Here is a 14,143-nt window from a genome sequence, read left to right on the forward strand (position 1 = left end):
CAAATCTGGTATCGTAAGAAAATGTCAACCTTGCCGATGCCCATGAACCGACTGAAAGCCGTACTCGCCACCGCGCTTTTGAGCTGCTCCCTGCTCACGCATGCAGAAATCAATCCGACCGACCCGCTGCCCGTTTCGCCGCAAGTTCGCGTCGGCAAACTGCCGAATGGACTCACTTACTACATCCAGCGCAATCCCAAGCCGCAGCAAAGGGCGGAGCTGCGCCTGGCCGTGCGCGCCGGTTCCATTCTCGAAGACGACGATCAGCAAGGCCTGGCTCACTTCACCGAGCACATGGCCTTCAACGGCTCTACCCATTTCAAGCGCCACGAGCTGGTGTCCTGGCTGCAGTCGATCGGCGTGAAGTTCGGCGCCGACCTGAATGCCTACACTGGCGTCGACGAAACGGTGTATATGCTGCCGATTCCGGTGGACCGCAAGGAAAACCTCGATAAAGGCCTGCTGGTGCTGGAAGACTGGGCCGGCGGCGTGCTGTTCAACGATGCGGACGTCGATAGCGAACGCAATATCGTGCTGGAAGAACTGCGCCTCGGCCGCGGCGCCACCGACCGCATGAACAAGATCCTGATGCCCAAGTTGTTCAACGGCTCGCGCTACGCCGACCGCCTGCCGATCGGCAAGGCCGAGATCCTGCGCAGCTTCAAGCCGGAGACGATCCGCCGCTTCTATCACGACTGGTATCGCCCGGACCTGATGGCCGTCTTCGTGGTGGGGGATATCGATCCGGCCGAAACGGAAAAGCTGGTGATCAGCCATTTCAGCAACTTGAAGAATCCTGAAAACGAGCGTCCGCGTACCTATGCTGAAATTCCGGAGCGCACCAAGTCCGAAGCGCTGGTGATCACGGACAAGGAAGCGACCACCAACGTGTTGCACATCCGCTACCCGATCCTGCACAAGCCGGAAGGCAGCACCTTCGGCGAATACCGCGAGCGCCTGGTCGAGAACCTCGGCGCGCTGATGCTGAGCCAGCGCATCACGGAATTGACACAGCAAGCCAACCCGCCATTCATCCAGGGCGGCAGCAGCATGGGCCGTGTGGTGCGCGGTTATCGCTCCTTCAGTTCCGTGGCGCTGCTGGGCCGCGATGGTCCACTGCCCGCCATCAATGCGCTGGTGCAGGAGGGCGAGCGCGTGCGCCAGTTCGGCTTCACGCCGGCGGAACTGGACCGCGCCAAGAAAGCCATGCTGCGCAATATCGAGCGCCTGTACAACGAGCGAGATAAGTCCGATTCCTCGATGTACGTGTCGGAATACCTGCGCAACTTCCTGGAAGGCGAGTCGATGCCCGGCATCGAGAACGAATTCAAGTACGTCAACGAGATCGTGCCGACCGTGACGCTGGATGAAGTCAACGCCAGCCTGCGCAAGTCGATTCCGGAAGGCCAGACCAAGCTGGTGATCTACATGGGCAGCGACAAGACCGATGCGCCGCCTGCCAGCACGCTCCTGACCGCCGTCGACGCCGCTGAAAAAGTCACCGTTACGGCGCGTGAAGACAAGGCCTACACGGCAAGCCTGATGCCGGTCATGCCGAAGCCAGGCAAGATCGTGAAGGAAACAGCGAATAAAACGCTGGGCACGACGGAACTGACCCTGTCCAACGGTGCCCGCGTCATCCTGAAACCGACCGATTTCAAGAACGATCAGGTGCTGATGAGCGCCGTGCGCTTCGGCGGCCAGTCGCTGTTCGAGGAAGCGGATATTTTCAATTCGCGCTACACCAGCACCATCATGGCGCAGATGGGCGTGTCCACCTTTACGCCGCTGGATTTGCAGCGCACCCTGGCCGGCAAGACCGCCAACGTCGGCACGTCGCTGGGCGCCCTGACGGAAGGGTTGAGCGGGAATTCCGGCAGCGCGGATGTGGACACCATGCTGCAGCTGGTGAATCTCGAATTCACCCATCCGCGCCGCGACGAAGCGCTGTTCCAGTCCTTCATCGGCAAGCAGCAGGATCTGGCGCGCAACAGCCTGTCGCGCCCCGAGTCCGTGCTGCTGGATACGATGCGCAGCACCTTGTACGGCAACCACCCGCGTATTGCGCTGGTGCCGCGTGCGGAGGAGTACGAAGGCATCAATCTCGACCGCGTCATCAATATCTACAAGGAGCGCTTCAGCAGTGCGCGCGGGATGACCTTCTTCATGGTCGGCAGTTTCGACGTGGCCAAGGTTAAGCCGCTGATCGCGACTTATATCGCCAGCCTGCCGGGCGGCGAGATTGCGCACAACTTCAAGGATCGCGGCGTGCGTGCGGTGCGCGGCGTGGTGAAGAAGGAAGTGCATCGCGGCCACGAAGCCAAGAGCACCATCAATCTTACTTTCGCCGGCGACGCAAAGTATTCGGAAGACGAGCAAATGCGTCTGAGCGCCATGGTGGAAGTGCTGAACATCAAGCTCACCGAAACGCTGCGCGAAAAGCTGGCGCTGATTTACGGCGGCGGTGCGGGCGGTACCATGGCGCGCTACCCATTCGGCAACTACACCATCACGATCAATCTGCCGACCGGCCCGGAAAACGTGAACAAGGTGCTGGAGGCGACCTTCGCCGAAATCCGCAAGCTGCAGGACGAAGGCCCGGATGCAGCCGACCTGGCCAAGGTGAAGGAGAACTGGATCAACAATCATCGCCGCGCCGTGCGGGAAAACGCTTACTGGATCAGCGCACTGCAGAGCATGTACATCAATGGCACCGATCCGTCGGTCATCCTGCGTCACACGGAACGCGTGAATGCACTGGCACCGGCCGATCTGCAAGCCGCCGCCAGGCGCTATTTCGATTTCAGGAATTACGTGCAAGTGGTGCTGTATCCGGAATCGAAGCAGGAGCAGAAACCGGAGCAGAAAGCGGAACCTGATAAACTGCCGCCTGGTTAATTTTCGTGCAGTAGTAAAAGTGGCAATGATGGCAGAACAGCAGGAGGCGCAGGGCTTCCGACCGGACCTTGCGCGCTGGCGCCATCTGCTGCATCCAGCATGGCTGGCGCAGTTGCTGGAAGGGCGCCCCGTGCTGGCGGCGCCGCGTGGTACCTGGCGCCTGTTCGAAGTCGGCTGCGGCAGCGAGGAAGCATTCCGCCGCGCGCACATTCCCGGCGCCGCCTATCTGGATACCAACCGTCTCGAAATCCAGCCCCTATGGAACAAGGTTTCCGATGATGCCTTGCACGCGCTGCTGCTGGAACACGGCATCCGCCACGACACCACCGTTATTCTGTATGGCCGCAGTTCGTTGGCCGCCGCGCGCGCCGCGCATCTGATGTTGTACGCCGGCGTCACCGACGTGCGCCTGCTCGATGGCGGTTTCGATGCATGGCAGCGCTCCCATTATCCGGCGGAGCAGGGCGCCAGCGCGCAGATCGAAGCGGTTAACAGCTTTGGCGCGCGGTTCCCCGCACGGCCCGACTTTCTGATCAATACCGATGAGGCGAGGGCCCTTCTCCAGAGGGAAGACGCGGTGCTCGTGAGCATCCGAACCTGGCGTGAGCACGTAGGAAAAACTTCGGGGTATAGTTATATTGAAGGAAAGGGGGACATCCCCGGTGCGCGTTGGGGCCGTGCAGGCAAGGATGGTGATGTGCACAGCATGAGCGAGTATCACCATGCGGACGGCACGATGAAGCCTGCGGTCGAGATTAGCCGGTTATGGCGGGAAGCGGGCATCCATTCCGGCCAGCAAACGGCTTTCTACTGCGGCACCGGCTGGCGCGCCTCGCTCGCATTCTTTTACGCTTGGTTGATGGATTGGGAGCGCATCAGCGTCTACGATGGCGGCTGGTGCGAATGGAGCCGGGACCCCGGCAATCCTGTGATACGGAAAGCAGGCTAACCATGAGCAAACGCGGCACCAGACTGGAACACGACCGATTTGATGCCGCCCGCAGCGTGGAAAGCCTGCCGGGTCCGCACGGTTGGCCAGTCGTCGGCAACATCGCCCGCATGGATGCGATGCACTTCCACCGCACCCTGGAACAATGGGCCGTCGAATACGGCCCGATCTACAAATTCCGCTTGATGAACCGCACTTTCGTGGCCACTGCGCGCCGCGAAGACGTCAGCTACATCCTGCACGAAAGGCCCGAACTGTGGCGCCGCACCGAGCGCTCCACCACCACGCTGGAAGAAGTGGGTGCGCGCGGCCTGTTCACCGCGGAGGGCGAAGAATGGCGCCGCCAGCGCAAGCTGGTGATGCATGCGCTCACGCCGGAAGTGATCCACCGCTTTTATCCTACTTTGATCGCGATGACGGAGCGCCTGCACCGGCGCTGGATGGCTGCCGTGGATGCCGGCCGCCAGCCGAATATCCTGCGCGACCTGAAGGCTTATGCGCTGGACGTGACGATCGGCCTCTCCATGGGGCAGGACCTCAACACGCTGGAGCACGAAGACAATCCACTGCAGCGCGATATCGAATTCCTGTTCAACCGCGTGGCGCGCAGGCTCACCTCGCCGATCGAATACTGGCGCGCTTTCAAGCTGCCGGTGGACCGCGAAACGGATGCAGCCGTCGTGCGGGTACGGAACGCGGTGGCAGGATTTGTCGAACGTGCGCGCATGCGTCTCGCGGCCGTGCCCGCGCTGCGCGAAAAGCCATCCAATATGCTGGAAGCGATGGTGGTGGACCGTGATGCGCCGGGCTCCGGTATGACGGATGAAGACCTGATCGGCAATGCCGTGGTGATGGTGTTCGCTGGCGAAGACACCACCTCCAACACCATTGCCTGGCTGGTGCATCTGCTGTCCGGCGCCCCGCTGGCCATGGCGCGGCTGGCCGAGGAAGCGGCGTCGGTGCTGGGTCCCTTCACGGTGCTGCGTGATTACCGCCTGCTGGACAAGCTACCCTGGCTGGACCTGTGCACGCGCGAAGCCATGCGTATCAAGCCTGTGGCGCCCATGCTCGGCTTCGAGCCGACGGTCGATCTGGTCCTGGGCGATGTGCATCTGCCGGCGGGAATTGTCGTCTTCCCTCTGATGCGCCACGCATTCAAACTCGATACGCCGCTGCCGGATGCGGAGCGCTTCCTGCCCGAACGCTGGCTGGAAGCGGCGCACAAGGAAGCACCGGATGATCCCTCGCGCAAGCTGCTGCCCTTTGGCGGCGGGCCGCGTTTCTGTCCGGGGCGCTATCTGGCGATGACGGAAATCCGCCTGGTCGTTTCCATGCTGGCGCGCAGCTTCTCGCTGGTGCCGGTACGCGATGCGGCGCCCGTCGAAGAACTGTTTACCTTCACGATGACCCCCAGTGCGCTGCCGGTGCTTTTGCAGCGGCGCACCCTGTGATAGTCTTGCGCGCAGACCAACCACAATGAGGGGTGCAACTTGAAGAAAGTTCTTATCGCGATTGTCGTGATCGTGGCCGCCGTGCTCGGCCTGGCATTGACCCAGCCGGATAGCTTCACCGTGCAGCGCAGCGCCACCATCAAGGCGCCGCCGGAAAAAATCATCGGCTACATCAACGACTTCCACCAGTGGGCCGCCTGGTCGCCATGGGAAAAGCTGGACCCGAACATGAAGCGCACTTTCGAAGGCCCGGTCAGCGGCCAGGGCGCGGTGTATGCCTGGATCGGCAATGATGAAGTGGGCCAGGGTCGCATGGAAATCACCGAGAACTCGCCGCCGTCCAAAGTCGTGATCAAGCTCGATTTCATCAAGCCCTTCAAATCCACCAACCAGGCCATCTTCGCGCTGCAGCCGCAAGGCGACAGCACCGTGGTCACCTGGACCATGAACGGCCCCAGCCAGTTCATCACCAAGCTGATGACCGTGTTCGTCAGCATGGACAAGATGATCGGCAAGGACTTCGAGCAGGGCCTGTCCCAGCTGAAGGCAGTGGCGGAGAAGTAAGATGCGTCGCCTGGCCTTGCTCCTGGGCTTCTTGTGCAGCGCGGTGTGGGCGCAGGCCGGCCAGCCGGCGCCCGTGCCCACCTCGCGCCTGGACGACAAAGTCATCCAGGACGCGATCAAGGCCACCGTCGCGGAAATGCCCAAGCTGCCGCCGCCGGATGCAAAGGCGGATTTCAGCGCCGGCGCATCCGCTCCCGGCACCTTCGGCACCAGCCAGGCCGCGATCGATCGCGCCTTTGAAGATGCTGTCGTGGAAAGCTGCTGGGGCGGCGGGGCGCTCAAGCACAATCCGCCCGTGGTTTCGGTGGCCGGCGTACCGATCGTGCTGGGTGGATTGCTCGCGCTGCCCCATGTGTTTTACGCCGCAGCAAACGGGAAATGCAAATAATTTAGGCGGGATATACTGTAGTTATCAACTACGGGAGCCGCCATGAAAACCGTCTCGCTCCGCCTGCTCGCCGCTGTGGCGGCTATCGCCACCAGTTGCGCCACGGCTGCTCCCCTGCGCAATGACCATCCCATCGTCGGCACCTGGCGCTTCGTGCTGCCGGACGGTTCCTGTCACGAAATCTACCGCATACGGCCGGACGGCACGGCGCTCATCACCAGCGCACATGAAGTGGCCGAATCGGAATTCAATATCGAAGACCAGCCGGATACCGAAGGCTATTACCAGTCCGACGACAAGATCGTGAAGGACAACGGCAAGGAAGACTGCACCGGCGAAATCACCAAAGTGGGGCACGTGATCAAGAGCTTCATCCTGTTCCACCCATCCGGCAATATGTTCCTCATGTGCCAGAAAAAAGATACGGACAGCTGCATCGGCCCCTTCGTGCGCGTGAAGGGCAGTGAAACTTGAAACCCGGCGGATCGATGATCCGCCCTACGAGCGGCGTGGTAGGGCGGATCAATGATCCGCCGCATCTCGCCAGGCGCCGGGATTCATGCCGGACCACTCGCGGAAGGCGTGATTGAAGGCGCTTTGCTCCTGGTACCCGAGCAGGAAGGCAATATCCACCAGGCTTAATCCCGGCTGCCGCAAATAATCGCGCGCCAGAGCAAAACGCGCCTGGTCCAGCACCTGCTGGAAACTGGCTCCCGCTTCCGACAGCTTGCGCTGCAGCGTGCGCGGCGTCAGCTTCAAATCTTGCGCCACAGACGCCAGCCGCACCTGTCCCTGCGACAGGCGGCGCACCACCGCCGCGTGTACCTGGCTCACGATGCCCGCGTCGGGCTGGGCGCGCTGCTTCAGCAAATGTTCCGCATGCTGCTGCAATACCGGGTACAGGCTGACATCCGCATTCGGCACCGGCCAGGCCAGCATGGCTGCGTCGAAGCTGGCCGTGTTGGATGGTGAACCGAAGCGGGGCAGGGCGCCAAACACGCGCACATATTCGGCATACCCGGCCGGATCGCCGCCATCGTGCATCAGCTCCAGTTCCGCTGCGGGCAGCGTGCTCCCCGCCAGCCAGTTGCCGAAAGTGCGGATGCCGGCGAACACGCTGTCGGCCAGGTGACGCCGCGTAGCCGGATAGTTGCTGTGCCAGGTGTAGTGGGCTTTGCCGCCGCGGATTTGCAGCTCGGAGCGGCCCAGGTCATGCGCCAGCTGTTCGTAGCGCATGGTCTGCTCGAAGGCCTGGCCGAAATCGCGGCAGCTGAGCAGAATCAGGCCATACACGCTGTAGGTGCCCATCTTCACGCGCTCGCCCACGTGCAGGCCAAAGTGCGGATCGCCGGCCAGTGCCGCTGCGACGTCGAGCAGACGCACGTAATCGTCCGCCGGCAGGGACTCCGGCAGCGGATCGAGGGCGGACGAGGCCAGCCCGGCTGTCTGCGCCAGCGCCGTGGCGCCCACGCCACGCGCGGCGGCCGCCTCCAGCAATGGCTGCAGATAGGAGCCCGCCACACGGGCAAGACTGGCATGATCGAACAAGTCAGCTGGCATGAAAGCGCAAGACCGGGTCTTGCCGGTCGGATTAATCTTCTTGCACTGAGTATAACAAGGGACAAGCATGAGAAGATGGAACGGTTGGGGCGACGACACAATTGACTTTCCGCTGCACGCCGATGCGCTGGCCTTCCTCGCCCAGCGCGTGGGCGCGGGCCAGCCGGTGCAGGACGCCAGCTTCGAACAAGCCTGCGCCACGCTGCCGCCACCTCGGCTGGCGCCGCACCGTCTGATCGACACCCGTCCCGAAACCCGCCTGCGCAATGCGCTCGGCCAGAGCCTGCCGGACTGGCTGCGCCTGCGCTTTGGCCGCATTGGCGCCGCGCCGGATGGCGTGGCTTATCCCGAAAGCGCGGACGACGTGCGCGCGCTGCTCGACTACGCCCGCGAGCATGGCGTGGCCTTGATACCGCAGGGCGGCGGCACCAGCGTGGCGGGACACCTGACCGCGCCGGAATCCGCCCCCGCCGTGCTGGTGGTGAACATGACGCGCATGAGCCATCTGCATTACCTGGACAAGGAAGCGCAGCTGGCCACCTTCGGCGCCGGCGTGTTTGGGCCGGACCTGGAAGCGCAGTTGCGAGCCCACGGTTATATGCTGGGCCACTTCCCGCAGTCCTTCGAATACTCGACCTTGGGTGGCTGGGTGGTCACGCGCTCTTCCGGCCAGCAGTCCCTGCGCTACGGGCGCATCGAGCAGATGTTTGCCGGCGGCGTGGTCGAAACGCCGAAAGGCAAGCTGGAGATCCCGACTTTCCCGGCATCGGCGGCAGGTACGGACTTGCGCGAGATGGTGCTGGGCTCCGAAGGCCGCATGGGCATCCTGACCGAGGCTACGGTGCGCGTGACGCCGGTGCCGGAACACGAATCCTTCCACGCCGTATTCTTCCCCAGCTGGCAGCAGGCGGAAGCCGCCGTGCGCGCGCTGGCGCAGGGCAAACTGGGGCTGTCCATGCTGCGCCTGTCGAATCCACTGGAGACGGTGACCATGCTGGCGCTGGCGGGCCATAAGCGTCTGATCGGTGCGCTGGAAGCCTGGCTGCGCTGGCGCGGCTGTGGCGAAGGCAAGTGCATGCTGATGATTGGCGTTAGCGGTGGACGTGCGCAATCAAAAGCCGCGCTGCGTTCCGCACTGGCGCTGTGCCGCGCGCAGGACGGCGTGCATGTAGGCCGCCGCATGGGCGATAAATGGAAGGAAGGACGCTTCCGCAATGTCTACCTGCGCAATGCGGCCTGGCAGCAGGGCTATGTGATCGACACGGTGGAAACGGCGGTGGACTGGCCGCGCGTGGGCACGATGATGCGCGCGGTCGAACATGCCGCCACGCGCGCGCTGGAGGGGCTGGGCGAGAAGGTGCATGCGTACACGCACGTGTCGCATTTGTATGCGCAGGGAGCCAGCGTCTACACCACCTTTGTGTACCGCCTGGCGGGCGACTTCGAACAGAATATGGAGCGCTGGCGCGCGTTGAAGCATGCGGTCAGCATGGCGATTGTCGACAATGGCGGCACCATCAGCCACCAGCATGGCGTGGGCAGCGACCATGCACCGTATCTGCCGGCGGAGAAGGGCGCTGCAGGCATCGCGGCCATGCAGGCGCTGTTCCGCCACTTCGACCCGCAAGGCATCATGAATCCAGGGAAGCTGGTGCAGCCATGATGAACCCGAACGACCGGGTCGGACCCAAAGGGTCAGACCCTGATGCCGCGGAAGCCGGGGTCGGACCCTCCGGGTCTGACCCGATGTTAGGGGTCATGCCGGCAGCACACTGGCGCCCGGCTGGGCGCGAGCTGCTGGCTGACATGCTGGCGCTGGAATGGGATTTGCTGATTATCGGCGGCGGCATCACGGGCGCAGGCATCCTGCTGGAAGCCTCGCGCCGCGGCTTGCGTGCGCTGCTGGTGGAGCAGCGCGACTTCGCCTGGGGCACCTCCAGCCGCTCATCCAAACTGGTGCACGGTGGCTTGCGCTACCTGAAGGAAGGCCAGTTTTCGCTGACGCGCGAGTCTGTGCATGAGCGCGAGAGCCTGCTGCGCGAGGCCGCCGGGCTGGTCGAGCCGCAAAGCTTTGCCTTCGGCGACTATGAGGGTCGCAAGCCGGGCCGGCGCTCCATGCTGCTTGGTCTGGCCATCTACGACCGCATGGCGGGACAGCGCGAGCGCCACTACCACGAGCGTGAGGCCTTCCTGCAAATGGCGCCGCACATCCGCACCGAGGGCCTGCGCGGCGGCATCTGCTACCACGACGCCAAGACCGACGATGCGCGCCTCGTCATGCGCGTGCTGCACGAGGCGCAGCAGCACGGCGGCGCGGCCTTCAATTACTTGTCTGTGCAATCACTGCGGCGCGAAGGCGGCACGGTGCGCGGCGCTGTGCTGCGCGATGAACTGACGCAAACCATGCAAACGGTGCGGGCCAGAGCGACCATCAGCGCCACCGGCGCCTGGGCCGACCTGCTGCGCGCACACAACGGCGCCAAGCCGCGCCTGCGTCCCCTGCGCGGCAGCCATCTCGTGCTGCCTGCGTGGCGGCTGCCGCTGGCGCAGGCGGTCAGCCTGATGCATCCGCGTGACGGCCGCCCGGTGTTTGCCTTCCCGTGGGAGGGCGTGACTCTGGTGGGGACAACGGACGTCGACCACAGCGCGCACCTGTCGCGCGAGGCCGCCATCACGCAGGAGGAAACCGACTACCTGCTGGCCGCGCTGCACGACCAGTTTCCTACGCTGGGCCTGAGCGAGCAGGACGTGATTGCGACATACGCCGGCGTGCGCCCGGTGATCGATACCGGCAAGTCCGATCCATCGAAAGAGGCGCGCGATCACGCGCTGTGGCTGGAGGATGGCCTGCTGACCGTCACCGGCGGCAAGCTGACCACCTTCCGTGTCATCGCGCTGGATACGCTGAAGCACGCCAGGCCGCTGCTGCCGGAGTGGCAGGCAGACCTGGCGCCGCAGCCGATCTTCCGCAATACGGCGCCGCTGAACCACGGCCTGCATCTGCCGGCGGGCCAGGCGCATCGTCTGGAAGGACGCTATGGCGCGCAGGCGCAGGCGCTGGCCGAAGCCGCGCGTGAAGACGAGCTGCAAGTCGTGCCCGGCACACAAACCCTGTGGGCGCAGCTGCGCTGGGCGGCGCGCCATGAGGCGGTGCTGCGGCTGGACGACCTGCTGCTGCGGCGTACGCGCCTCGGCATTCAGCTGCGCGGCGGCGGTGCGGACATCATGCCCCGCGTGCGGGCCATCTGCCAGCCGGAATTAGAGTGGTCCGACGAACGCTGGACTGCCGAAGAGGCGGCATATCTGGCATTATGGAAGAATCATTACAGCTTGCCGCGAGAGCGAGCATAAGAGACGACATGTCCGAATCCTATATCCTGTCCATCGACAATGGAACGCAGAGCGTGCGCGCCTTGCTGTTCGACCTGCACGGCAACCTCGCCGCCAAGACGCAAGTCCACCTGGAGCCTTACTACTCCGATCACCCTGGCTGGGCCGAGCACAAGGCCGAAGGCTACTGGCAGGCGGTGTGCCTGGCCTGCCAGCGCCTATGGGCCACCACCAGCATCAGCAGATCGCAGGTGAAAGGCGTGGCCGTGACCACGCAGCGCGGCACGGTGGTCAACGTGGACAGCGAAGGCAAGCCGCTGCGTGCGGCCATCACCTGGCTGGACCAGCGCCGCACCGAGCAGGTGCCGCCGCTGGGCGGCTTATGGAAAGCCGCGTTCAAGGTGGCGGGCGTGGACGGCACTATCGATTATTTCCGCCGCGAGGCCGAGATCAACTGGATCAAGGCCCATCAGCCGGATGTGTGGAATCGCACGGGCAAGTTCCTGCTGCTGTCCGGCTATCTGAATTACTGCCTGAGCGGGCGTTATGCCGATTCGACCGGATCGCAAGTGGCTTACGTCCCGTTCGATTACAAGCGCCACAAATGGGCCGGTGCGCGCGACTGGAAATGGCAGGCGCTGGCGATTCGCCCCGACATGCTGCCGGAGCTGGTGGAGCCGGGTACTGTGATCGGCGTGATCACCCAGCAGGCATCCGACGAAACAGGCATCCCGCAAGGTTTGCCCCTGGTGGCTGCGGCGGCCGACAAGGCCTGCGAAGTGATTGGCGCAGGTTGCCTGGAGCCGCACATTGGTTGCCTGAGCTACGGCACCACGGCCACCATCAACACCACCAGCAAGAAGTATGTGGAAGTCACGCCCTTCATTCCGCCTTATCCGGCGGCGATTCCGGGCGCCTACAGCACCGAAGTACAGATCTTCCGCGGCTACTGGATGGTCAACTGGTTCAAGGAGCAGTTCGGCGACCGCGAGCAGGCCGTGGCGACGGAGCGTGGCATGGCGCCGGAAGCGCTGTTCGACAGCCTGGTGAATGCGGTGCCGCCAGGTTCCATGGGCCTGATGCTGCAGCCATACTGGAGTCCAGGCATCAAGGTGCCGGGACCGGAAGCGAAGGGCGCCATGATCGGTTTCGGCGATGTGCACACGCGCGCCCATATGTACCGCGCGATCCTGGAAGGCCTGGCTTACGCTCTGAGAGAAGGCAAGGAGCGCATCGAAAAACGCAGCGGCGTGCCAATCACCGAGCTGCGCGTGGCGGGCGGCGGCTCGCAAAGCGATGCAGCCATGCAGCTGACGGCCGATATCTTCGGCCTGCCTGCGGCGCGTGCGCACATCTACGAAACGTCGGGATTGGGTGCTGCGATTGCGGTCGCGGCGGGCCTCGGCTTGCACGGCAGCTTCCGCGAAGCGATCAGCGCGATGACACGGCCGGGCCGCGTGTTCCAGCCCGATCCTGCGCATCGCAAGACTTATGAGCAGCTGTACAAGCGGGTCTACCTGAAAATGTACAAGCGGCTGCAGCCGATGTACCAGGAAATCGCTGCGATCACAGGCTATCCGGAAGCGCTTTAGCGGTTGGCGACGGTCTTGATGGCGTCGAGGGCTGCACCACCGGGGCGGGTGGCGCGGACCTGATTGCGTCCGCTTTCCTTGGCCACGTACATGGCGCGGTCGGCGGCGACAAACAGGGCCTCGATATTATCGGTCGGGGTGGGGTGCAGCGTGGTCACGCCGATGCTGACCGTAATCCACGGCGAGGTTGGCGATTTCGGATGCGGCAGCTGCAGCGATTCGATATGCGCGCGAATCGACTCCGCCAGCAAGTAGGCCGAATCCGCTTCCGTCTCCGCGAACAGCAGCACGAATTCTTCGCCGCCGTAGCGCGCAGCGAGATCGGTGACGCGCAGGGCGTGGGTGCTGATGGCTTGCGCGACCTGCTGCAGGCAGACGTCGCCCTGAGCATGGCCCAGGGTGTCGTTATAGAGCTTGAAGTGGTCCACGTCCAGCACCACCAGCGACAGTGCGGCGCCGTTGCGCATGGCGCGCTGCCATTCCTTTTCCAGGAAGGTATCGAAGTGGCGGCGGTTGGCGATCTTGGTCAGCGGGTCGACCATCGCCGCGCGCTGCAGCGCATCTTCGGACAGCTTGTGGTGGGTGATGTCGTGCAGCAGGCCGATGAACAGCGGCTGGCGCAGGAACATCGGCGTCAGCGTCAGGTCCATGCACACGGACTTGCCGGTGCGGTGGCGGATGATCACTTCGCGCGTGCCGTGGCTATGCGCCGTATCCGGCGAGGCAGTGTAGCGCGAGAAGTATTCCAGGTATTCCTGCGCCACCAGAGGATTCAGCAGGTCGGAAATCGATTTGCCCGCCAGCTCGTTGGTCATATAACCCAGATAGCCGTCGCAAGCCGGATTGGTGAACTGAATGCGTCCATCCGGCTCGATGATCATCAAGCCTTCGGCCATATTGTTGACGATGGTGCGCAGGCGTTCCGCCTGTTCCTGCTGGCTCTCGGTAGCGAAGCGGATCTGCAGCTGGGTGCGCACACGTGCGCACACTTCGGCCATGCGCAGCGGCTTGCTGATGTAATCGACGGCGCCGAGATCGAAACCGGCGACGACATCGTCCTGTCCATTGCGGGCGCTCATGAACAGAACGGGAATATTTTGGGTAGCGGCGTTGGCCTTCAGCTGGCGGCAGGTTTCGAAGCCGTCCATGCCGGGCATGATCACATCCAGCAGGATCAGGTCGGGGTGCACGCGGCGCGCAATTTCCAGGGCGCGTTCGCCCGAATTGGCCACGAAGGTCTGGTAACCCTGTTCGACCATCAGCTTCCGCAGAACACTCAGGTTATCCGGCGCGTCATCGACGATGAGGATCGCGGCGTCTCGCCGCGTCGTAAAGCTGGTACCGCCTGGAATCATGCTGGCCTAAAGTCCGTGGTGACTGTCTGGCCAAATCATACCGGCTAGCCAACAAG

11 protein-coding genes are annotated in these 14,143 nt (G+C 63.6%); 9 read left to right on the forward strand and 2 right to left on the reverse strand.

Translation table 11 applies throughout. The features are described from left to right. The first annotated feature begins 42 nt into the window (after positions 1 to 42). The 6 genes from AB4Z19_RS01175 to AB4Z19_RS01200 are packed head-to-tail and all read left to right on the forward strand — an operon-like array spanning position 43 to position 6,724. A complete protein-coding gene (locus AB4Z19_RS01175) occupies positions 43 to 2,898 on the forward strand; it encodes a M16 family metallopeptidase (protein ID WP_442033969.1) in 2,856 nt (951 codons plus the stop codon). Between the two features lie 25 nt (positions 2,899 to 2,923). Further along, positions 2,924 to 3,847 (forward strand): sulfurtransferase, encoded by a 924-nt coding sequence (locus AB4Z19_RS01180; RefSeq protein ID WP_442033971.1) that lies wholly within the window; start codon positions 2,924 to 2,926, stop codon positions 3,845 to 3,847. 2 nt (positions 3,848 to 3,849) lie between these two features. Further along, positions 3,850 to 5,298, forward strand: a complete 1,449-nt coding sequence (locus tag AB4Z19_RS01185; RefSeq protein ID WP_442033973.1) for a cytochrome P450 — start codon at positions 3,850 to 3,852, stop codon at positions 5,296 to 5,298. Positions 5,299 to 5,337: 39 nt separating this feature from the next. Next, a complete protein-coding gene (locus AB4Z19_RS01190; RefSeq protein ID WP_442028061.1) occupies positions 5,338 to 5,862 on the forward strand; it encodes an SRPBCC family protein in 525 nt (174 codons plus the stop codon). 1 nt (position 5,863) lies between these two features. Then, on the forward strand, positions 5,864 to 6,250 hold the full coding sequence (locus AB4Z19_RS01195; protein ID WP_442028060.1) for a hypothetical protein: 387 nt from the start codon (positions 5,864 to 5,866) through the stop codon (positions 6,248 to 6,250). 42 nt (positions 6,251 to 6,292) lie between these two features. After that, a complete protein-coding gene (locus AB4Z19_RS01200; protein ID WP_442033975.1) occupies positions 6,293 to 6,724 on the forward strand; it encodes a hypothetical protein in 432 nt (143 codons plus the stop codon). 48 nt (positions 6,725 to 6,772) lie between these two features. On the opposite strand, the gene AB4Z19_RS01205 is transcribed toward AB4Z19_RS01200, so the two are convergent. Further along, the gene (locus tag AB4Z19_RS01205; protein WP_442033976.1) at positions 6,773 to 7,810 is read right to left on the reverse strand and encodes an AraC family transcriptional regulator; all 1,038 of its coding nucleotides are present in this window, start codon (positions 7,808 to 7,810) and stop codon (positions 6,773 to 6,775) included. 67 nt (positions 7,811 to 7,877) lie between these two features. On the opposite strand from AB4Z19_RS01205, the gene AB4Z19_RS01210 reads away from it, so the two are divergent. From AB4Z19_RS01210 to AB4Z19_RS01220, 3 genes are all read left to right on the forward strand, one after another. Next, entirely contained in the window at positions 7,878 to 9,473 is a 1,596-nt protein-coding gene (locus AB4Z19_RS01210) for an FAD-binding oxidoreductase (RefSeq protein WP_442029329.1), read from the forward strand. A gap of 95 nt (positions 9,474 to 9,568) precedes the next feature. Beyond that, positions 9,569 to 11,161: a glycerol-3-phosphate dehydrogenase/oxidase gene (locus tag AB4Z19_RS01215; RefSeq protein ID WP_442033978.1), complete on the forward strand. Its 1,593-nt coding sequence runs from the start codon at positions 9,569 to 9,571 to the stop codon at positions 11,159 to 11,161. 8 nt (positions 11,162 to 11,169) lie between these two features. Further along, positions 11,170 to 12,732 carry an FGGY-family carbohydrate kinase gene (locus AB4Z19_RS01220; RefSeq protein WP_442033980.1) on the forward strand — a complete coding sequence of 521 codons (1,563 nt, stop codon included), beginning with the start codon at positions 11,170 to 11,172 and terminating at the stop codon, positions 12,730 to 12,732. On the opposite strand, the gene AB4Z19_RS01225 is transcribed toward AB4Z19_RS01220, so the two are convergent. Beyond that, positions 12,729 to 14,087: a diguanylate cyclase domain-containing protein gene (locus AB4Z19_RS01225; protein WP_442026126.1), complete on the reverse strand. Its 1,359-nt coding sequence runs from the start codon at positions 14,085 to 14,087 to the stop codon at positions 12,729 to 12,731. The two genes, AB4Z19_RS01220 and AB4Z19_RS01225, sit on opposite strands and share 4 nt — an antisense overlap. Between the last annotated feature and the right edge of the window lie 56 nt (positions 14,088 to 14,143).

It is taken from the genome of Pseudoduganella sp. RAF19 (assembly GCF_052114165.1).
Classification (GTDB): Bacteria; Pseudomonadota; Gammaproteobacteria; order Burkholderiales; family Burkholderiaceae_D; genus Rugamonas.

Coding starts and splice junctions, on each gene's coding strand:
- AB4Z19_RS01175 (WP_442033969.1), top strand. CDS start 43: ATGAACCGACTGAAAGCCGTACTCGCCACCGCGCTTTTGAGCTGCTCC.
- AB4Z19_RS01180 (WP_442033971.1), top strand. CDS start 2,924: ATGATGGCAGAACAGCAGGAGGCGCAGGGCTTCCGACCGGACCTTGCG.
- AB4Z19_RS01185 (WP_442033973.1), top strand. CDS start 3,850: ATGAGCAAACGCGGCACCAGACTGGAACACGACCGATTTGATGCCGCC.
- AB4Z19_RS01195 (WP_442028060.1), top strand. CDS start 5,864: ATGCGTCGCCTGGCCTTGCTCCTGGGCTTCTTGTGCAGCGCGGTGTGG.
- AB4Z19_RS01200 (WP_442033975.1), top strand. CDS start 6,293: ATGAAAACCGTCTCGCTCCGCCTGCTCGCCGCTGTGGCGGCTATCGCC.
- AB4Z19_RS01205 (WP_442033976.1), bottom strand. CDS start 7,810: ATGCCAGCTGACTTGTTCGATCATGCCAGTCTTGCCCGTGTGGCGGGC.
- AB4Z19_RS01210 (WP_442029329.1), top strand. CDS start 7,878: ATGAGAAGATGGAACGGTTGGGGCGACGACACAATTGACTTTCCGCTG.
- AB4Z19_RS01215 (WP_442033978.1), top strand. CDS start 9,569: ATGCCGGCAGCACACTGGCGCCCGGCTGGGCGCGAGCTGCTGGCTGAC.
- AB4Z19_RS01220 (WP_442033980.1), top strand. CDS start 11,170: ATGTCCGAATCCTATATCCTGTCCATCGACAATGGAACGCAGAGCGTG.
- AB4Z19_RS01225 (WP_442026126.1), bottom strand. CDS start 14,087: ATGATTCCAGGCGGTACCAGCTTTACGACGCGGCGAGACGCCGCGATC.